Raw genomic sequence first — 20668 nt, forward strand, 5'->3', positions numbered from 1 at the left:
AGATTTTTACAGACGACCCGGCCCCGGAACACCGGAACCGCGAGAGCGCTTTCCTTAGAAGCGCCCTCCCCCCAAGTCAAGCGATTCTCTGACGCCAAACCGTAAGAAAAACGCAGAGTTCCGGAATCTTCATAGCTGGTAAGGCGCGATTGAGGCGCTCGCGGGCGATTCATCCGACGCGGGGGTCGGAATCAAAAACGGCACCCGCGAGAGGTGCCGTTGAGACTCTTATATAAAGAGTAACGAGTCGAGTTTATTCGGCCGCGATGTCAGACTTGGAGGATCCGCCACGGTTGCCCAACGCCTGCCGGTCACGCCCGGCAGCGATGGACCGCAAACGGTTCATCACCGAGCCCGTACCAGCCGGAATCAGGCGGCCAACGATCACGTTCTCTTTCAGGCCAGCGAGCATATCATTCTTGCCCGCGGTCGCGGCCTCTGTCAGAACCCGAGTCGTCTCCTGGAAGGAGGCGGCGGAGATGAAGCTCTGCGTCTGCAAGGAGGCTTTGGTGATGCCCTGCAGCACCGGCAGAGCGGTCGCATGGCGTTCGTCCTGGGCCAACTTGCCGTTCTCCTGCTCGAACTCCACCCGGTCAACCAGTTCGCCGACCAGGAAAGTCGTATCGCCGGGCTCTACGATCTCCACTTTCTGCAGCATCTGGCGGACAATCACTTCAATATGCTTGTCGTTGATCTTCACACCCTGCAGACGGTAAACGTCCTGGATTTCATTGACCAGGTAGTCTGACAGCGCCTCCACGCCGAGCACGCGCAGAATATCGTGCGGCACACGCGGGCCATCGACCAACGGGTCGCCACGGCGGACATGGTCGCCTTCCTGAACGGAAACGTGCTTGCCCTTCGGAACCAAGTACTCGCTCTCTTCACCGGTCTCGTCATTCTTCACGATCACGCGGCGCTTGGCTTTGTAATCCTTCCCGAATTCAACACGTCCGTCGATCTCGGCGATGATCGCGTGATCTTTTGGACGGCGCGCCTCAAACAGCTCGGCCACGCGCGGCAGACCACCGGTAATGTCGCGAGTCTTGGAGCCTTCACGCGGGATACGAGCCAAAACGTCGCCTGCGGCCACAGCCGCACCGGGTTCAACCGAAAGAATCGAGTCCGGCGAGAGGAAGTAGCGCGCCTCGCCGCCATTCGCCAAGCGCAGAATTTCGCCATTGGCGTCCTTCAGCATCAGGCGGGGCCGCAAATCCGCGCCACGGGCGGACTGCTTGTAGTCCACCACCACCTTGGAAGTGAGGCCGGTGACTTCGTCAACGCGCTCGACCAGGGTCACGCCCTCGATGAGGTCGGCATATTCCACGATACCGGCGCGCTCGGTGATGATCGGCAGAGTGTACGGATCCCACTCGGCCAGCTTCTGGCCTCGCGCAACATCTGCTCCCTCATCCACCAGCAGGCGGGCACCGTAAGGCACGCGGAAGCGGGCCCGCTCACGCTTGGTGCCATCCGTGAGGACGATTTCACAGTTACGGCTCATCACCACCGGCACACCGGCGGAATTTGTGACCACCGCGCGGTTGCGGATGACCACGGATCCGTCATGGCTGGCTTCCACGTTGGACTGCTCAGCACCACGCTGGGCAGCGCCGCCGATATGGAAGGTACGCATGGTGAGCTGCGTGCCCGGCTCGCCGATGGACTGCGCGGCGATCACGCCCACAGCCTCGCCGACGTTCACCGGGGTGCCGCGCGCCAAGTCACGCCCGTAGCACTTGGCGCAGACGCCGATCTTGGTGTCGCAGGTCAGCACGGAACGGATTTTCACCGTCTCTATACCGGCCTTCTCGATCTTCTCAGCATGAGCTTCTTCGATCAGCGTATTCACCGGGATAAGCACGCTACCATCGTTGAGGTCCAGAACGTCCTCGGCCGTGGTCCGACCGAGCACGCGCTCACCTAGCGAGGCCACGATCTCACCACCATCGCGCACCGCGCTCACGGTCAGTCCGCGCTCAGTGCCGCAATCATCCTCGATGATGATGCAATCCTGCGCCACGTCTACCAGACGGCGGGTGAGGTAGCCAGAATTCGCAGTCTTCAACGCCGTATCCGCGAGGCCCTTACGCGCGCCGTGGGTGGAGTTGAAGTAATCGAGAACCGACAGACCCTCTTTAAAGTTCGCGATAATCGGCTGCTCGATGATCTCACCGGACGGCTTGGCCATCAGGCCGCGCATACCGGCAAGCTGGGACATCTGCGCCGCCGAACCACGGGCACCGGAATGGCTCATCATCCACACGGAGTTGGTGGGACGACCGATCTCCTGACGGGAGATCTCCTTCATCATCGCCCCAGCGACGAGATCCTTACACTTCGACCAGGCGTCGACCACCTTGTTGTAGCGCTCGCCGGAGGTGATCAGACCATCCTGATATTGCTGCTCGTACTCACGAACTTCAGCCTGGGTGGTGGAGACCAGATCATGCTTGGAGTCCGGGATCCGCATATCGTCCTTACCGAAGGAGATGCCCGCCTTCGCCGCGTGGCGGAAGCCGAGCGCCATCATCCGGTCACAGAAGATCACTGCCTCTTTCTGCCCGCAATGGCGGTAGACGAGGTCGATCACGTCCTGCACGTTCTTCTTGGTCAGCATACGATTGACGACCGAGAAGTTAAGATTCGGATTTTCCGGCAGAAGCTGTCCGATCAGCATACGGCCCGGCGTAGTGACGACAATGGAGCTGCGGATCTGCCCGTCAGCGTCCATGTTCTTCACGCGTGCGCGAATCTTGTCATGCAGCTTGATCGCCTCGGCGGTCAGCGCAAACTCGATCTCACCCACGGACCCGAAGGCCGGGGCTTCCTCATCCTTGGCGGCCAGGAACTCCGGCGTCTCCAGGGAGAGGTAGTAAAGGCCCAGAACGATATCCTGGCTTGGTACGATGATCGGCTTACCGTTGGCTGGGCTGAGGATGTTGTTGGTGGACATCATCAGCACGCGGCCCTCCAGCTGCGCCTCGATGGAGAGCGGCACGTGGACCGCCATCTGATCGCCGTCGAAATCCGCGTTAAAGGCGGTGCAGACCAGCGGGTGAAGCTGGATGGCCTTGCCTTCGATCAGGATCGGCTCGAACGCCTGGATGCCGAGACGGTGCAGCGTGGGGGCGCGGTTCAGCATCACCGGATGCTCGCGAATCACCTCTTCGAGGATGTCCCACACTTCCGGGCGCTCTTTCTCCACCATGCGCTTGGCCGCCTTAATGGTGGTGGCTAGGCCGTATTTTTCCAGCTTGGCGTAGATGAAAGGCTTGAACAGCTCCAGCGCCATCTTCTTCGGCAGGCCGCACTGGTGAAGCTTGAGCTCCGGGCCCACCACGATGACAGAACGGCCGGAATAATCGACGCGCTTGCCGAGTAGGTTCTGACGGAAGCGGCCCTGCTTACCCTTCAGCATGTCGGACAACGACTTCAGCGGACGCTTGTTGGTGCCGGTGATGGCACGGCCGCGGCGTCCGTTATCGAACAGCGCGTCCACGGATTCCTGCAACATGCGCTTTTCGTTGCGCACGATGATGTCTGGCGCGCGCAGCTCCATCAACCGCTTCAGACGGTTGTTACGGTTAATCACGCGGCGGTACAGGTCGTTTAGGTCGGACGTAGCAAAGCGCCCGCCATCCAGCGGCACCAGCGGGCGCAGCTCGGGCGGAATCACCGGAATCACGTCCAGCACCATCCATTCCGGGTGGGTACCCGATTCGAGGAAATTCTCGATCAGCTTCAGTCGCTTGACCAGCTTCTTGCGCTTGGTCTCGGAGGTGGTCTCCTTCAGCTCAAGCCGCATCTCGGCGCGGGTTTCAGCAAGGTCGATTCCCATTAGTATGGACTTGATCGCCTCAGCGCCGATGCCAGCGCGGAACGCATCCTCACCAAACTCATCCTGCTTATTGAACATCTCATCTTCAGAGATGAGCTGGTGCAGCTTGAGGTCGGTCGTACCCGGTTCAAGAACGATATAGCTCTCGAAATACAGCACCTTCTCGACATCTTTCAGCGTCATGTCGAGCATGGTGGAGATGCGGGACGGCAGGGACTTCAGGAACCAGATATGCGCAACCGGGGAAGCCAGCTCGATATGACCCATGCGCTCGCGGCGCACCTTGGCCAGCGTGACTTCAACGCCGCACTTCTCGCAGATGATGCCACGGAACTTCATACGCTTGTACTTGCCGCACAAGCATTCGTAATCCTTGATCGGCCCGAAGATGCGGGCACAGAACAGGCCGTCGCGCTCTGGCTTGAACGTACGGTAGTTGATAGTCTCCGGCTTCTTGATCTCACCGTAGGACCAGCTGCGGATCTGCTCCGGGGACGCAATCTGGATCTTGATCTGGTCAAACGACGCCGTCTGACCAGCGTTCCCGAGGATCTTCATCAAATCATTCATTACGCAACATCCTTATCTTGGCCTGGCACCCTGCACTCGTTCCGGAACGCCGCCCTCAAGAGGACGACTGCTCCAGATCGACGTTCAGGCCCAAGGATTTCAGTTCCTTCAGCAGCACGTTGAAGCTTTCGGGGATACCGGCTTCGAAATTGTCCTGCTCGCGGACGATCGCCTCGTACACCTTGGTACGACCGGAAACATCGTCGGATTTCACGGTCAGCATTTCCTGCAGCGTGTAGGCGGCACCGTAAGCTTCCAGCGCCCAGACCTCCATTTCACCGAAGCGCTGGCCACCGAACTGCGCCTTACCGCCCAGCGGCTGCTGGGTGACGAGCGAGTACGGGCCGATGGAGCGGGCATGGATCTTGTCGTCAACAAGATGGTGCAGCTTGAGCATATACATATACCCAACCGTGACCTTCCGCTCGAACGGCTCACCCGTGCGGCCATCGATCAGCGTGCTCTGGCCGGAGATATCTAGCCCCGCCTTGGAGAGCATGTCCTCGATGTCGGGGATACGCGCGCCGTCGAACACCGGGGTCGCGATGGGCACACCCTTTGTGACGTTGCGGGCCAACTCGGTCAGCGCCTCGTCATCCATGTCCTTGATCTGGCCTTCGAAGATTTCCTCGCCGTAAGCCAGCTTCAAGCGGTCCAACAGCTCCTGCCGGGCCTCATGGTTGTGACGGTACACTTCCAGCGCCTTGCCGATCTGCTTGCCAAGGTTAGCGCAGGCCCAGCCCAGATGCACTTCAAGGATCTGCCCCACATTCATGCGCGAGGGCACGCCCAGCGGGTTCAGCACAAGGTCAACCGCCGTACCGTCTTCCAGGAAGGGCATATCCTCCACCGGTACAACGCGCGATACTACACCCTTGTTACCGTGACGTCCGGCCATCTTGTCGCCCGGCTGCAGCTTACGCTTCACCGCCACGAACACCTTAACCATCTTCATCACACCCGGGAGCAGTTCGTCGCCGCGCTGCAGCTTCTCAACCTTGCTCTCGAAGCGGTCCTGCAGCTTTTTCACGGCGGCATCGAATTCGCGCTTCATCAGCTCGATATTCGCCATGACCGCGTCATCCTGCACGACGATGTTGCGCCAAGCACCACGGGCATGTTCGGCCAGTACGTCCGGCGTGATCTCGGTCCCGGCCTTGATGCCCTTAAAGCCCGAACCCGCCACCTGGCCAATCAGCGCCTCGCGCAGACGGTTCAGGAAGGCACGTTCCTGGATACCCTTTTCGTCGTCACGATCCTTAGCCAGACGCTCGATCTCGGCGCGCTCGATCGCCAAGGCGCGCTCGTCCTTGTCCACGCCACGACGGTTAAACACGCGGACATCGACGATAGTGCCGGAGGTGCCAGGCGGCAGGCGCAGCGAGGTGTCACGCACGTCGGAAGCCTTCTCGCCGAAAATGGCGCGCAGCAGTTTCTCTTCCGGGGTCATCGGGCTTTCGCCCTTCGGCGTCACCTTGCCGACAAGAATGTCGCCCGGGTGCACATCTGCGCCGATATAGACAATACCCGCCTCGTCAAGATTGCGCAGCGCTTCCTCACCCACATTCGGGATGTCGCGGGTGATTTCTTCCTGACCCAGCTTGGTGTCACGGGCCATAACCTCGAACTCCTCGATATGGATCGAGGTGAAGACGTCATCCTTAGCGATCCGCTCGGAGATCAGGATAGAGTCCTCGAAGTTATAGCCATTCCACGGCATGAAGGCACACAGCGCGTTGCGACCCAGCGCCAGATCGCCCAGCTCCGTGGAGGGGCCGTCAGCGATGATATCACCAGCGGCCACGCGGTCACCTACCTTCACCAGAGGACGCTGATTAATGCAGGTGCTCTGGTTGGAGCGGGAATATTTGCGCAAACGATAGATATCGACACCAGCGGTGGTGCCGTCCTCCGCCGTGGCGCGCACAACGATACGTGCACCGTCGATCTGGTCGACAATGCCGGGACGCTTGGCGACGATGGTGGCACCGGAGTCGCGGGCCACGGCCGCTTCCATGCCGGTGCCGACAATCGGCGCGTCGGAGCGAATGAGAGGCACCGCCTGACGCTGCATGTTGGAGCCCATCAGCGCACGGTTGGCGTCATCGTTCTCAAGGAACGGGATCAACGCGGCGGCGACGGAGACCAACTGCTTCGGCGACACGTCGATGGCGGTCACGTCTTCGGGCTTGACCATCAAGAAGTCGCCGTTGCGACGCACGGAAACGAGATCGTCCTTCAGCGTGCCGTCTTCACCCTTGTGGGCATCGGCCTGGGCCACCACCAGACGCTCCTCCTCCATCGCGGAGAGGTACTTATACTCCGGTTGTACCACGCCTTCCTGCACCAGCTGGTACGGGGTTTCGATGAAGCCGTATTTGTTCACCTTTGCGTAGGTGGCCAGTGAGTTGATCAGACCAATGTTCGGCCCTTCAGGCGTCTCAATCGGGCAGATACGGCCATAATGGGTCGGGTGAACGTCGCGCACCTCAAAACCGGCGCGCTCGCGGGTCAGACCGCCCGGCCCAAGCGCCGAGAGGCGGCGCTTATGCGTGACCTCGGAGAGCGGGTTGGTCTGGTCCATGAACTGCGACAGCTGCGAGGACCCGAAGAACTCACGCACCGCAGCCGCGGCTGGCTTGGCATTGATGAGGTCATGCGGCATCACGCTATCCACATCGACGGAGCCCATACGCTCGCGGATCGCGCGCTCCATGCGCAGCAGACCAACGCGGTACTGGTTCTCCATCAGCTCACCAACGGAACGCACGCGGCGGTTGCCGAGATTATCGATATCGTCGATCGCGCCGCGCCCGTCCTTCAGCTCGTTCATGATCTTGAGCGTACGCAGAATGTCTTCCTTGCGGAGCACACGCACCGTGTCCGGCACATCCACGCCCAGGCGCATATTCATCTTCACACGGCCCACGGCAGAAAGGTCGTAGCGGTCGGCGTCGAAGAACAGCCCCTTGAACAGCGCCTCGGCGGTCTCGGAGGTCGGCGGCTCACCAGGGCGCATGACGCGGTAAATATCGATCAGCGCGTCGTCACGATTGGCGTTCTTGTCGGCGGCCAGGGTGTTGCGAATCCAAGGACCGTTCTGCTGGTCGACCGCAAGAGTTGGCAGCTCGTCAATGCCCCTCTCCTCCAGCGCGCCCAGCTTCTGGTCAGTGATTTCCTCACCGGCCTCACCGAAGATCTCGCCAGTGTTGGGGTCGTAAATATCTTCCGCCAGGAAGCGGCCTACCAAGTCAGCGCGGGAGACCAGAACGTTCTTGGTGGCTTCAGCGATCTTGCGAACCGCGCGCGCCGTCAGCTTCTCCTCCGCCTTGGCGACAACCTCTCCGCTCTCGGCATCCACCAGATCCTCAATAAGCTTGAGGTTACGGAACGCCTCAGCCTCAAAAGGACGCGCCCACTGGCCGTTCTTAGAGCTGTAAATCACTTTGCCATAGAAGAAATTCAGAATTTCCTCGGCATCCATGCCCTTGACCTCGCCGATCTCAAGCTGTTCGCCCTTGGCGGCGCGGGCTTCCATAAGCTGCTCGGTGGCGGCTGAGGGCAGCGCATAAAGCAGTGTGGTAGCGGGCAGCTTACGCTTACGGTCGATGCGGACATAAATCAGGTCCTTGGCATCGAACTCGAAATCCAGCCAGGAGCCGCGATACGGAATCACGCGGGCGGTGAACAGGTATTTGCCGGAGCTGTGGGTCTTGCCGCGGTCATGATCGAAGAACACGCCCGGAGAGCGGTGCATCTGGGAGACAATCACACGCTCGGTGCCGTTAACCACGAAGGTGCCGTTATCGGTCATCAGTGGCATGTCGCCCATGTAAACGGGCTGCTCTTTAATATCTCGGATGGAGCGGGCACCCGTATCCTCGTCCAGATCCCAGACGATCAGACGCAGGATAACCTTCAGCGGGGCGGCGTAGGTCATGCCGCGCTGGATGCACTCCTCAACATCGTATTTCGGATCTTCAAGCTCGTAATACACGAATTCCAGGCGGCCGCGCCCGGCAAAATCATCGATCGGAAAAACCGACTTGAACACTTCCTGAAGGCCAGAATGGGTCCGGGAATCCGGGTTCACGTTCATCTGCAGGAAGGAATCATAGCTCGCGCGCTGCACGTCAATGAGATTCGGCATCGGCGCAACTTCAGGGATACGGCTGAAGCTCTTCCGAATGCGCTTGCGGCTGGTAAAAGACCCTTTGCCAAAACCACCATTCATCGCGTTCATCGCATCACCCTCGGTCAGATTAGATCGTCGTCTAAGTAAAGTCGTCGTCTTTTTAAGAAACGGGTGGCAGGCGGCCACCCAAAGGTCACCGCCTGCCCTTTTACCCTATACGCGCAACGGCATGTTCAAGCCGCTACGGGAAGCAGGATTACTTGACCTCGACAGTCGCGCCCTGCTCTTCCAGCGTCTTCTTGATCGCCGCAGCATCATCCTTGGAGGCATTCTCCTTGATGGTCTTCGGCGCACCTTCGACCAGGTCCTTGGCTTCCTTGAGGCCCAGGCCGGTGATGGTGCGGATTTCCTTAATCACGTTGATCTTCTTGTCGCCAGCGCTGGCGAGGATCACAGTGAATTCGGTCTGCTCTTCGGCAGCCGGGGCAGCGGCGCCGCCAGCAACTGGGGCAGCGGCCACAGCAACAGGAGCGGCAGCGGAAACGCCCCACTTTTCTTCGAGCAGCTTGGAGAGCTCGGCGGCCTCCAGTACGGTCAGCTTCGACAGCTCTTCAACGAGCGCGTTCAGGTCAGCCATTTAATAAATCCTTCGATAAGATAGGCTTTGTTTGGTTCAATGCAAGGCCGCACCGCGCGGCCTCGCGAAAAAGCGACAAATGAGCGAAAAACTCAGGCCGCCTCGCCCTTCTGGGAATCGGCATACGCCGAGAAGACCCGCGCAAGTTGTCCAGCCGGAGCCTGCAGAACGCCAGCCACCTTGGTCGCCGGAGCTTGGATAAGCCCCAGGATCTTGGCACGCAGGCTGTCCAGCGACGGCAGCTCGGAGAGCGCCTTGACACCTTCAACATCCAGCACCTGGTTGCCGAGGGCACCGCCCAGCAGAACAAACTTGTCATTGGTCTTGGCGAAGTCGACAGCAACCTTGGCCGCGGCAACAGGGTCAGCAGACCATGCCAGTGCCGTGGGCCCCTTCAACAGGGGCGCGATACCGTCGAACCGGGTTCCTTCAAGAGCAAGAAGGGCCAGACGATTTTTCGCAACCTTGAAGCTCACGCCCGCTTCACGCATCTTGCGACGCAACTTGGTCACGTCCTCGACCGTCAACCCCTTATTCTGGGTGACAACGACCATGGACGTGTCCGCGAACACCGCAGACAGCTCAGCGACGAATTCACGCTTCTCTATGCGATCCACATCCGTCTCCAACTTGATAGGCAGTTTGGCGTAACCGCCGCCCTGCCCAGGTTACCCAAGCAACCAGGACCATCCCGGTTGCTTTCGCCTGTCCTTTGTCAGAACCACCAAAGCCCCGCCGAAGCGAAACATTTGGCACCTCTCTACCGTGTGCGGGCGAACCCATTAAACCTTGCGGCACATACGGTCTTGGACAGGTCGGGAGCCTCACGGCCCCCTGCCCGCTCCGGCCCAAAAGGCCGAAGCGTATTCTCAAAACGCTTTAGGCGACAGTGCCAACGTCTACACGCACGCCAGGCCCCATGGTGGAAGACAGCGCCACCTTCTGCAGGTAGGTGCCCTTCGCGCCGGTCGGCTTCGCCTTCTGGACCGCGTCGATCAGCGCCTTCGCGTTCTCGATCAGCTTGTCTTCCTCGAAGCTCGCCTTGCCGATACCGGCATGGATGATGCCCGCCTTCTCAGCGCGGAACTCAACCTGACCGGACTTGGCGGCGGTGATCGCACCCTTCACGTCCATTGTCACAGTGCCCAGCTTGGGGTTCGGCATCAAGCCTCGCGGGCCAAGGATCTTACCCAGCTTACCAACCACACCCATCATGTCCGGGGTGGCGATGCAGCGGTCGAACTGGATGTCGCCAGCCTGCACCTTCTCTGCCAAATCATCGGCACCCACAACGTCAGCACCAGCGGCCAGGGCTTCCTCAGCCTTCGCGCCACGGGCGAACACGCCCACACGCAGCGTCTTGCCCGTGCCATTCGGCAGGGAGACGAGGCCGCGGACCATCTGGTCGGCGTGACGGGGATCAATGCCCAGGTTAAGCGAGATCTCGATGGTCTCGTCGAACTTCGCGGTTGCGTTCTTCTTGGCCAACGCCACAGCGTCGGTCAGGGCATAGAGCTTGGCGCGCTCAACGGTCGCGCGGGCAGCGTTCAGACGCTTATCCTTAGCCATGATCTCAGCCCTCCACCACATTGATGCCCATGGAACGGGCAGAGCCAACCAGCATACGAACAGCGCCGTCAGCGTCGTTGGCGTTCATGTCCTTCATCTTGGTCTTGGCGATCTCGTGGAGCTGCGCCATGGTCACCTTACCCACGGAAGCCCCCTTACCCGGCGTGGTGGTACCCTTTTCAATGCCTGCGGCCTTCTTCAGGAAGTAGGTGTTGGGCGGGGTCTTCATAATGAAGGAGAAGGTGCGGTCGGCGTAGGCGGTAATCACCACCGGCACCGGCATGCCAGGCTCCATCTGCTGCGTAGCAGCGTTGAATTCTTTCACGAACTGCATGATGTTCAGACCACGCTGGCCGAGCGCGGGACCCACTGGCGGCGACGGATTCGCCTTGCCCGCAGGGATCTGCAGCTTGATATAGCCGACTACTTTCTTTGCCATTTCTGGCTCCTTTCATCCTATGGCTGAACCAGCCATTGGACCGTGGTTCTGACAGCAAGGCACACCTGTCCCCTGCCTCCCACGTTCCGAGGCGCGGAGCCTTAGCCCAAGCCTCGCCCCCTGTCTAGCACCCCGCCAGTTTTTCCTCTTAGATACAAGCCATGCAAAAACACGTGGCTCTGCTGGTGATCGACGTTCAGCCCGATTTCTGCCCCGGCGGCGCGCTGGCCGTACCCGGCGGAGATGAGATTTTGCCGCTGGTCAACAGACTCAGCCAGGCTTTCGAGACCGTGGTGCTGACACAGGACTGGCACCCACCCGGCCATATCTCCTTTGTCTCCAACCATCCGGGCAAAAGGCCGTTCGAGGAAATTACTCTGCCTTATGGTCCACAGCTCCTCTGGCCCGCGCATTGCGTGATGGAGACAAAGGGGGCAGCGCTGCATCCTGACCTTTCCATCCCCCATGCCCGCGCCGTCATCCGCAAGGGCAGCCATATAGAGGTGGACAGCTACTCCGCTTTTCTTGAAGCCGACCGCATCACCCGCACCGGGCTGGATGGCTACTTGGCCTCGCGCGGCATCCGCGACCTCTATATTTGCGGCCTCGCCCTGGATTTCTGCGTGGCCTGGAGCGCCCAGGACGCCCGCGCCTTCGGTTTCAACGTAACGATTATTGAAGACGCCTGCCGCGCCATTGACCTCAATGGCTCCCTGGTAGCGGCCTGGAACGCGCTTGAAAAAGTTGGCGTCAAACGGATCAACAGCACAAGGCTCACAGGCGATGCTTGACCATGTTTCCCTGAAGGTCGCTGATTTTCAAACCAGCCTCGCTTTTTACAAAACCATTCTGCCCGTCTTGGGCATCGGGATGCTATATGGCGACGGTGAATCTTATGCCGGATTCGGCATCGCCCCCAAGGCATTTTTCTGGATCAATAAAAGTGGCCTGCCAGGAACAGGCACACATATCGCGTTTCCCGCCGAGAGCCGCGCCGCAGTGGATGCGTTTTACCAGACCGCCCTGGCCGCCGGCGCCAAGGATAACGGCCCACCCGCCCTGCGGCCGCATTACCACCCTGACTATTATGGCGCCTTTATTTTCGACCCTGACGGCTACAATATCGAAGCCGTCTGCCACCACCGCCCGACCTAAACACAAAAAACCCCGCTTTCGCGGGGTTTTCCGTTACCGATCAGATATCTTAGCCGAGGCTGATAGAGGAAACCTCGGGACCCTTGGAACCCTGGACAACGCTCATCTTGACCGACTGGCCTTCCTGAAGCGGGGAAAGGCCCGCTGCCTCAAGCGCGGTGGCATGCACAAACACATCCTTGCCGCCAGCTTCCGGGCTAATGAAGCCAAAGCCCTTGGTCGCATTGTACCACTTGACCACGCCTGTCATCTCCACCGCCGGGCCGGAAGGCTGCTGGCGCGGGGCGCGCGGTGCACGGGGACGGTCGAATCCGCCACGGTCGCCACCACCAAAGCCACCGCTGCGCGGCGGAGGCGCTTCACCCTCAGTCACGGAAATCACTTCGTTCACCTGGCGACCCTTCTGGCCCTGGCCAACGCGGATCTGCAAGATGGAACCCGGTGTCACAGCCTGATAGCCAGCGCTTTGCAGGGAATTGGCGTGCAAAAACACGTCACCCGAACCGTCAGCCATTTCAACAAAGCCAAACCCCTTCTCGGGGTTATACCATTTCACCGTGGCCTTAGCTTCAGGTGCAGAGGACACCGCCCCAAACCCCGAAAAAGCCGGGGGAAAGGAGGGAGCGTTGCCGTAAAAATTATCGTCGTCAAACCCACGGCGGCGATTCTGCCGCTGGCGGTCGTTCTTGGGGGGTCGCACTATAAAAACTGTCCTCTAAAAGACTTTTCGGGTCACCGGGCGCAAGCCAAGCCAAAACAGCATAGGCCAGCCAGAGGCGGCCATCAATCCCGAAATGTGACGCTAGCATGAGCATTCGCGCCAAAAAGCGTGTCTTTTTCGCATAGCGAGTGGCCGAGCTCTGCGTTTGCCTCTCAAACCGCGTATCTGCCCGGCTAAACCACCGCTTGTTCCGGGGCCAGCCAGCCCCTAAGAGCCGCCCATGCCTTTTCCCGTCACCAGTCCCAGCCTTACCCGGGCGCTTGCCCAGCGCGGCTACGCCGACCCCACCGCGGTGCAGAGCGCCGTTCTTGCCCCTGAAACCGAAGGGCGGGATCTACTTGTCTCCGCTCAGACGGGATCTGGTAAAACCGTTGCCTTCGGGCTGGCGTTGGCCAGCACCGTTCTTGGCGAGAGCGAAACCATGCCAGCGACTCATGCGCCGCTGGTGCTGGTCATCGCGCCCACGCGCGAGTTAGCCTTGCAGGTCCATGCGGAACTGACCTGGCTGTATGAGTTCACCAGGGCGCGCATCCTCTCCTGCGTCGGCGGCATGGACCCGCGCCGCGAAGCGCGGATGCTAGCGGCGGGGTGCCATTTTGTCGTCGGCACACCTGGGCGGCTGAAGGACCATATCGAGCGCGGCAATCTGCGGCTGGACGAGCTGGAGGCCGTGGTGCTGGACGAAGCGGATGAGATGCTGGATCTCGGCTTCCGCGAGGAGCTGGAATTCATACTCAGTGAAGCACCACAAAGCCGCCGTACGCTCCTGTTCTCCGCCACCATCGCGCGTGAGATCGCAGCGCTGGCCCGCACCTACCAGCAAAACGCCCTGCGGATCGACACCGTGGCCGCCAACCAACCGCACGCGGATATCGAATACCGCGCGATCCGGGTGCTAGCGCACGAGCAGGAAGCCGCGCTGGTCAATATCCTCCGCGCGCAGGACAGCCGGGCACTGGTTTTCTGCGCCACGCGCGATACCGTGCGCACCCTCCATGCCAACCTCACTGCGCGCGGCTTCACCGCCGTGGCGCTTTCAGGCGATCTGTCCCAGGTGGAGCGCAACGCTGCCCTCTCGGCCCTGCGTGAGTCCCGCGCCCAGGTCTGTATTGCGACGGATGTCGCGGCGCGCGGGCTGGACCTGCCGGATCTCGACCTCGTCATCCATGCCGACCTGCCCACCAACAAGGCCACCTTTCTGCACCGCTCCGGCCGCACCGGCCGCGCCGGGCGCAAGGGCGTGTCAGTGCTGTTGGTGCCGCCGCAGCGCCGCCGCCGGGCCGAGATGCTGCTGCGCGAGGCTAATGCCGAGGCCATATGGCTCACCCCACCAACGCCGGACGAAATCCACGCCAAGGATGAGGAGCGACTGCTGACCCATCCCTTGCTGCATGAAACGCCAGACGCAACCAAGTTGGCCCTGGCCGCCAAGCTGCTTGAACGTACCAACCCGGAGCTGATCGCTGCGGCATTTGTAAAGCTGGCGCAAGCCAACCTGCCTGCCCCGGCGGAGATCACAGTGCTGCCGCCGGAATCCACCCGCCCCGCCCGCGCACCGCACACCACCAAGGCTGACCGCGCCATGGTTGGCCATGGCAGTTGGTTCCGCGTGGCACTGGGCCGCAAGCAGAATGCCGACCCACGCTGGCTGGTGCCGCTGATTTGCAAGGCAGGCGGCATCACCAAGCAGGAGATCGGCGCCATCCGTATCTTCGACCGCGAGACGAAGTTCGAAATCGCACATGAGGCCGCTTATGCCTTCGCGAACGCCGCTGCCGCGCAAAGCGAGGCACGGATTGAGCCGGCCGCACCGCCCGGCGCGGCACGCCCGCATTTTGACGGCAAGCCTAAGCCTGGCTTACCCAAAAAAACACCGGGCAAGCCGCGTTTCGCTAAGCCCGACGGCAAGCTGAACGAGCAACAGCGCCGCCGCCGCAATAAAGCCGGACACGCCTGATCCACCCTGCCCGCCTGCACGTATAAACGTTCAGGAGGGTCAATGGCGGATAGCTATCTCATCATCGGCGGCACGGGCGGCATTGGTCAGGCGCTGGCGCAGCGCCTACGCGTTATCGCGCCGGGAGCCACCCTGTTTCTCACCAGCCGCTCCCTGGAGCGCGCGTCTGAAGCCGCCGCGCCGCTGGGCGCAGTGCCCTTAGCCCTGCGCGCGGAAGACCCCGAGAGCGTTCAGGCCGCGCTGACGGAGGCGGTGGCTGGCGGTGAGCTATCTGGTCTAGCGTATTGCGCCGGCTCCATCTTGCTGAAGCCGCTGGCCAAGCTCACCGCGCAGGACATGCACGACACATATGCTCTGAACGTCACTGGCGCGGCGCTCGCGGTGCAAGCCGCCGCCCCTGCCCTGGCGGCGGCGCAAGGTGCTGTAGTGTTGTTTTCCTCCGTCGCGGCGCGGCAGGGTTTTGCCATGCATACGGCCATAGGCAGCGCCAAGGCGGCGGTGGAGGGGATGGCACGTTCACTGGCCGCCGAGCTTGCGCCGAAAGTTCGGGTCAATTGCATTGCCCCTAGCCTGACCGAGACCAATATGGCTGCCCCCATCACCGGCAATCCGAAAATGAAAGAGGCTATAGCAGCGCTGCATCCGCTGCCGCGCCTCGGCCAACCGCATGAAGTCGCTGCCCTGGCCGCATTTCTGCTCGGTCCGGATGCGGGCTGGATCACCGGAGAAGTGTTCGGCGTGGATGGCGGCCGCGCCAGCCTCCGCACGGCCCGGAGCTAGACTCTAATAGTGGCGCAGCAACGCCACCAGCCTCCCCTGCACCCGCACGCGCTCAGCAGGGAAAATCCGCGTCTCATACCTTATATTAGCTGGCTCCAGCGCGATGGACTGCCCCTTGCGGCGCAGGCGCTTCAGCGTGACCTCGTTCTCATCCACCAGAGCCACGATAATCTGCCCGTTATCAGCAGCTTCGCCCCGGCGGATGATCACGACATCCCCGTCCAGAATCCCCGCTTCGACCATCGAGTCCCCTTCAACCGAGAGGGCAAAATGCTCGCCATTGCCCAACATGGACATCGGCACCTCGACCGTCTCCTCATTGTCGCGCAGCGCCTCAACGGGCAGGCCCGCGGCGATTTTGCCATAAAGCGGCAAGGAGATTGCGCCAGCCTCCGGTGCCTCGGCACGCAGACCGGCCAGGCGCCCGCCGAAATTGCCTTTAATTACGTTGGGCGCGAAGCCTTTCGGCGCGACCGATTCTGGGGCCATGTCCTGCGGCAGCTTGATCACTTCCAGCGCCCGCGCCCGGTGCTTATGACGGCGCAGAAACCCCCGCTCCTCCAGCGCCGAGATTAACCGGTGAATGCCGGATTTGGAGCGCAGATCAAGCGCTTCCTTCATTTCCTCGAAGCTCGGGCTGCACCCAGTCTCACGCAAATGTTTTTCGATGAATAACAGCAGCTCATGCTGTTTGGGGGTGAGCATTGCGCATCTCCGACGGTAGAGGCTTCAGGAACAAAGCACTAACTCAGAAATGTTCTAGTTTGGTTCTCGTTTTCGCGTCAAGCGGGTTATGAGAGCCCCAGGCGTAGAATTTCAACCTCATCGCCAGGCGCGGCGGCGGTAGCGTTCGGCGGGCGGCGGATCAGCGCCCCGGCGCGTGAGAGGGCTGTGAGCATCCCGGAATCCTGCACTGGCAACGGCGTTGCCACCCAGCCAATCGCCGCGCGGGTCAGGGTGGCGCGGACATAATCTTCCCGCGTGTCATTCGGCTTCATGGAAGCCCCCAGCGTTACCGTCTCAAAAACCGGGCCTTGCGGGTCCAGCCCGCCCAGCACCGCGATCGCGCCCGCCAGAAACAGACTGGCGCAGACGTAGGCCGAAACCGGATTCCCCGGCAGTCCCAGCACCGGAAGCCCATTCACCTGCCCAAAAATTAGTGGCTTGCCTGGACGCATGGCGATCTTCCAGAAATCCAGCGCGAATCCATGCCGGGCGAGGCCCGACTGCACCAGATCATGCGCACCCACGCTGGCGCCGCCAGTGGTCACCAGCATATCCGCCCCGCGCGCGGCCAAGGCGGCTTCGGCCACCGCGTCCTCGGTATCCCGCGCGATGGGCAGCAACAGCGGCTCCCCACCATGGGCGCTCGCAAAGGCCATCAGCATCGAAGCGTTGGAATTGGCGATGCCCCCCGCCGGTACCGGCTCACCGGGCAAGGCGATTTCATCGCCCGTACACAGAATTGCCACGCGCGGCTTGCGGTAAACGCACAGCCAAGGATACCCCGCCGCACCAGCCACGGCGACATCCCGTACCGAAAGCCGCCGCCCTGCGTGCAAAACCTCGTCCCCCGCCGAGAAATCCTGCCCAGCGCGGCGGATATGGCGGCCCGCCACCACGGCCTCATTCACGACCACCGCATCGGCCTCAGCTGTAGCGTTTTCCTGGATCAGCACGGTATCCGCCCCGGCTGGGATCACGCTACCGGTGAAAATCCGTACCACCTCCCCCGCACCAATCTGCCCGCTGAACGGATGCCCTGCTGGCGCCTCACCAACCAGCTTCAGCCGGGAACCGGGCGTGGCATCAGCAACGCGCAGAGCGTAGCCGTCCATGGCAGAAATATCAGCGGGGGGTACGGTCAAGCGGGCCTGCACCGGCTTGGCCAGCACTCGGCCATGCGCCTGCGCCAGCCCCACAATTTCCGGCGCCCCTGGCCGCAACGCGGCCAAAATCCGCCGGCGCGCTTCCACCACACTAATCATGGCGCGGAAAAATCTCCGCTTTTACCGCCTGTTTTACGCGTCAGCCGCACCGCCTCGATCCGCATGGTCTTATCCACCGCCTTGACCATGTCATAGATCGTCAGCGCCGCAATGCTCACCGCCGTCAACGCCTCCATCTCCACGCCGGTACGGCCTGTGGTGCGGGCGATAGCGGTGATCTCCACCGCGTCCCCGGTCACTGCCAAATCAATCGTCACCGCATCAAGCGGCAAGGGATGGCAAAGCGGGATCAACTCGCCGGTTTTCTTCGCGGCCAAAATGCCCGCAATCCGTGCCACTGCCAGCACATCACCCTTGGCGGCTTGGCCATCGCGAATCAGCGCCGCCGTTTCCGGAGTTATCACCACCCGGCCCTTGGCCTCAGCCTCGCGCGCCGTGACCGGCTTGGCCGAGACATCGACCATCCGCGCCGCGCCATCGGCCCCGATATGGGTCAGGCCGCTCAATGCCCTAGCAGCGCCCTCACGGCGGCGCTCACATCATCTTGGCGCATGAGCGACTCGCCTACAAGGAAGCCCTGCACACACACTTTGCGCAGCCGCTCAACATCCGCATTTGTCTTGATCCCGGACTCCGAGATCAAAAACTTATTCGGTGGGCACAGGCTGGAGAGCGTCTCCGTGGTACCCACATCCGTCACCATGGTCTTTAAATTCCGGTTATTGATGCCGATGAGCGGGGTTTGCAGCAACAAAGCGCGCTCCATCTCCTCCTCATTATGAACCTCGGCCAGCACATCCATGTCCAGCGCACGGGCGAGGCTTTCGAGCTCGTGCGCCTTTGCGTCATCCAGCGCCGCCATGATCAGCAGGATACAATCTGCTCCCATCGCACGGCTTTCATAAATCTGGTACTCGTCCAGCATAAAATCCTTGCGCAGCACGGGCAGGTCCACGGCCTCGCGCGCGGCCTGAAAATGCGCGGGGGTGCCCTGAAAATATTTCTCATCCGTCAGCACGGAAAGACAGGTGGCCCCGGCCTCGGCATAGGCCCTGGCCAACTTGGCGGGGTCAAAATCCGGACGGATCAACCCGCCGGAGGGTGAGGCTTTCTTGATCTCGGCAATTAGCCCGGCCTGGTCGGCAGCCGCCTTGTCCATCAGTGCGCGGGCAAAGCCGCGTGTCTTGCCCGCGTCTTTGGCCTCGGCCTTCACCTCATCCAGCGGCTTGGCAACCTGCCGTTCAGCGATCTCCCCACGTTTATCTGCACAGATTTTCGCCAGCACATCGTCGATTACTATATTCATCTCTACTCTCCGGAGACGCTTTTCAGCCGTTCGAGAACCGCCAAAGCCGCGCCTTCATCAATCGCCGTTGCCGCCAGGGACACGCCTTGCGGCAACGTTTCCGCCCGTCCCGCCACCATCAGGGCGGCGGCGGCGTTTAATAAAACTGTGTCACGGTAGGCCCCAGCCTCCCCGCGCAGCAGCGCCAGCAAGGCGGCGGCGTTATAGGACGCATCGCCGCCTTTCAGCGCCACCGCTGGCGAAACCTCAAGCCCTGCATCCGCCGCCGTGACGGTGAAAGCCTGAATCCCGCCACTCCTGAGGGCAACAACATCATTCTCCCCCTCCAGAACCAACTCATCCATGCCTCCGCCATGCACCACCCAGGCAGCTTCAGTGCCCAGATCACGCAGCGTTTCCGCCACCGGGCGCAGCCAAGCGGGGTCATATACCCCCATCAGTTGCCGTGTCACCCCAGCGGGGTTGGCCATCGGGCCGGTGAGGTTCAGCAGCGTGCGCGTGCCCAGTTCCACCCGGACTGGAGCGGCGTGGCGCAAGGCCGGATGGTGGCGCGGTGCGAATAAAAATACGCACCCCACATCGCGCAAAATCTCTGAAAGCCGGGCCAGAGGCGGCTCAATCGCCACCCCTAGCGCCCCCAGTACATCCGCTGCGCCAGAACGCGAGGACAGCGCCTTGTTTCCATGCTTGGCCACCGGCACGCCGCAAGCCGCCAGCACGAAGGTAGTAGCGGTGGAGATATTGAGGCTGGCCGCGCCATCTCCGCCCGTGCCGCAAACATCCATGGCCCCTTCCGGCGCCTCAATCCGCGTCATGCGCTGGCGCAAAGCGGTCACAGCGCCGGTGAGTTCCGGCACTGTCTCGCCACGCGCGCGCATGGCCATCAGCATCCCGCCAATCTGCGCTGGTGTCGCTTGGCCATCCATTACCACGCCAAACGCCGCTTCGGCCTCGGCGGCTGAGAGGCTTTCGCCTTTACCCAACCGCGCCAGCACCGGTTTAAGCGAAGTACTCACGCAGCAACCGGCGCTTTTATCCCCGCCAACCGCAGAAAGTTGCGCAGAATGTCATGCCCGTGGGAGGTGGCGATGCTCTCCGGGTGGAACTGCACGCCATAAATCGGAAGTTCGGCATGGCGCAGTCCCATGATGACACCGTCCTCCGTCCAGGCGGTCGTCACCAGGCTGGCGGGCAGGCTGGCGCGCTGCACGATCAACGAATGGTAGCGCGTGGCGGTGAAGGGGTTGGGCAGCCCCTCAAACACATCGGTATTGTCGTGAAACACCAGGCTGGTCTTGCCATGCACCGGCTCAGGGGCGCGCACCACCTGACCGCCAAACGCCTGCCCGATGGCCTGATGCCCCAAGCACACGCCAAACAACGGCAGCTTTGCCTCGGCGGCGGCCTGGACCATCGGCAGGCAAATACCTGCCTCGTTCGGCGTGCAGGGGCCGGGGGACAGCACAACGGCCTCGGGCGCCATAGCCAGCACCTCCTGCGGGGTCAGCGCGTCATTGCGCTTGACCACGCATTCCGTGCCGAGATCCCCGAAGAACTGCACCAAATTGAAGGTAAAGCTGTCGTAATTATCGATCAGAAGAATCATCGC

The 20668-nt window shown here is 61.5% G+C and carries 17 protein-coding genes; 4 read left to right on the plus strand and 13 right to left on the minus strand.

Annotated elements, in window-relative coordinates:
* Window positions 1-253: 253 nt before the first annotated feature.
* From rpoC to rplK, 6 genes are all read right to left on the minus strand, one after another.
* Window positions 254-4411, minus strand: a complete 4158-nt coding sequence (gene rpoC, locus BUB54_RS13740; protein WP_048878637.1) for a DNA-directed RNA polymerase subunit beta' — start codon at window positions 4409-4411, stop codon at window positions 254-256.
* A gap of 55 nt (window positions 4412-4466) precedes the next feature.
* Complete coding sequence (gene rpoB, locus BUB54_RS13745) at window positions 4467-8654, minus strand: DNA-directed RNA polymerase subunit beta (RefSeq protein WP_048878638.1); 4188 nt, start codon at window positions 8652-8654, stop codon at window positions 4467-4469.
* 148 nt (window positions 8655-8802) lie between these two features.
* A complete protein-coding gene (rplL, locus tag BUB54_RS13750; RefSeq protein ID WP_048878639.1) occupies window positions 8803-9183 on the minus strand; it encodes a 50S ribosomal protein L7/L12 in 381 nt (126 codons plus the stop codon).
* A gap of 92 nt (window positions 9184-9275) precedes the next feature.
* Complete coding sequence (rplJ, locus tag BUB54_RS13755; RefSeq protein WP_048878640.1) at window positions 9276-9800, minus strand: 50S ribosomal protein L10; 525 nt, start codon at window positions 9798-9800, stop codon at window positions 9276-9278.
* A 262-nt stretch (window positions 9801-10062) separates the two neighbouring features.
* Window positions 10063-10752, minus strand: coding sequence for a 50S ribosomal protein L1 (gene rplA, locus BUB54_RS13760; RefSeq protein ID WP_048878641.1), 690 nt, complete (start codon window positions 10750-10752; stop codon window positions 10063-10065).
* A 4-nt stretch (window positions 10753-10756) separates the two neighbouring features.
* Entirely contained in the window at window positions 10757-11191 is a 435-nt protein-coding gene (rplK, locus tag BUB54_RS13765) for a 50S ribosomal protein L11 (RefSeq protein WP_048878642.1), read from the minus strand.
* Between the two features lie 161 nt (window positions 11192-11352).
* On the opposite strand from rplK, the gene pncA reads away from it, so the two are divergent.
* A complete protein-coding gene (gene pncA / locus BUB54_RS13770) occupies window positions 11353-11982 on the plus strand; it encodes a bifunctional nicotinamidase/pyrazinamidase (RefSeq protein ID WP_048878643.1) in 630 nt (209 codons plus the stop codon).
* Window positions 11975-12346, plus strand: a complete 372-nt coding sequence (locus tag BUB54_RS13775; RefSeq protein ID WP_048878644.1) for a VOC family protein — start codon at window positions 11975-11977, stop codon at window positions 12344-12346. The genes pncA and BUB54_RS13775 overlap by 8 nt, the downstream gene beginning before the upstream one ends.
* Window positions 12347-12395: 49 nt before the next feature.
* Here the strand turns inward: BUB54_RS13775 and BUB54_RS21835 are convergent, their stop codons facing one another.
* Window positions 12396-13046 (minus strand): cold-shock protein, encoded by a 651-nt coding sequence (locus BUB54_RS21835; RefSeq protein ID WP_052948351.1) that lies wholly within the window; start codon window positions 13044-13046, stop codon window positions 12396-12398.
* 241 nt (window positions 13047-13287) lie between these two features.
* Between BUB54_RS21835 and BUB54_RS13785 the strand changes: the two genes are divergently transcribed.
* Both BUB54_RS13785 and BUB54_RS13790 read left to right on the plus strand, forming a co-directional pair.
* Window positions 13288-15024, plus strand: a complete 1737-nt coding sequence (locus BUB54_RS13785; protein WP_048878645.1) for a DEAD/DEAH box helicase — start codon at window positions 13288-13290, stop codon at window positions 15022-15024.
* Window positions 15025-15066: 42 nt separating this feature from the next.
* Window positions 15067-15804, plus strand: coding sequence for an SDR family NAD(P)-dependent oxidoreductase (locus tag BUB54_RS13790; protein ID WP_048878646.1), 738 nt, complete (start codon window positions 15067-15069; stop codon window positions 15802-15804).
* 3 nt (window positions 15805-15807) lie between these two features.
* Here the strand turns inward: BUB54_RS13790 and lexA are convergent, their stop codons facing one another.
* From lexA to BUB54_RS13820, 6 genes are all read right to left on the minus strand, one after another.
* The gene (lexA, locus tag BUB54_RS13795) at window positions 15808-16509 is read right to left on the minus strand and encodes a transcriptional repressor LexA (protein WP_048878647.1); all 702 of its coding nucleotides are present in this window, start codon (window positions 16507-16509) and stop codon (window positions 15808-15810) included.
* 86 nt (window positions 16510-16595) lie between these two features.
* On the minus strand, window positions 16596-17792 hold the full coding sequence (locus tag BUB54_RS13800) for a molybdopterin molybdotransferase MoeA (RefSeq protein WP_048878648.1): 1197 nt from the start codon (window positions 17790-17792) through the stop codon (window positions 16596-16598).
* Window positions 17789-18259: a cyclic pyranopterin monophosphate synthase MoaC gene (moaC, locus tag BUB54_RS13805; protein ID WP_048878649.1), complete on the minus strand. Its 471-nt coding sequence runs from the start codon at window positions 18257-18259 to the stop codon at window positions 17789-17791. The genes BUB54_RS13800 and moaC overlap by 4 nt, the downstream gene beginning before the upstream one ends.
* Window positions 18256-19059 (minus strand): indole-3-glycerol phosphate synthase TrpC, encoded by an 804-nt coding sequence (gene trpC, locus BUB54_RS13810; RefSeq protein ID WP_048878650.1) that lies wholly within the window; start codon window positions 19057-19059, stop codon window positions 18256-18258. The genes moaC and trpC overlap by 4 nt, the downstream gene beginning before the upstream one ends.
* A 2-nt stretch (window positions 19060-19061) precedes the next feature.
* The gene (gene trpD / locus BUB54_RS13815) at window positions 19062-20075 is read right to left on the minus strand and encodes an anthranilate phosphoribosyltransferase (RefSeq protein WP_048878651.1); all 1014 of its coding nucleotides are present in this window, start codon (window positions 20073-20075) and stop codon (window positions 19062-19064) included.
* The gene (locus BUB54_RS13820; protein ID WP_048878652.1) at window positions 20072-20665 is read right to left on the minus strand and encodes an anthranilate synthase component II; all 594 of its coding nucleotides are present in this window, start codon (window positions 20663-20665) and stop codon (window positions 20072-20074) included. Before BUB54_RS13820 ends, trpD begins: the two co-directional genes overlap by 4 nt.
* Between the last annotated feature and the right edge of the window lie 3 nt (window positions 20666-20668).

The sequence above is a fragment of the Acidocella aminolytica 101 = DSM 11237 genome (genome assembly GCF_900129125.1).
Taxonomy (GTDB): Bacteria; Pseudomonadota; Alphaproteobacteria; order Acetobacterales; family Acetobacteraceae; genus Acidocella; species Acidocella aminolytica.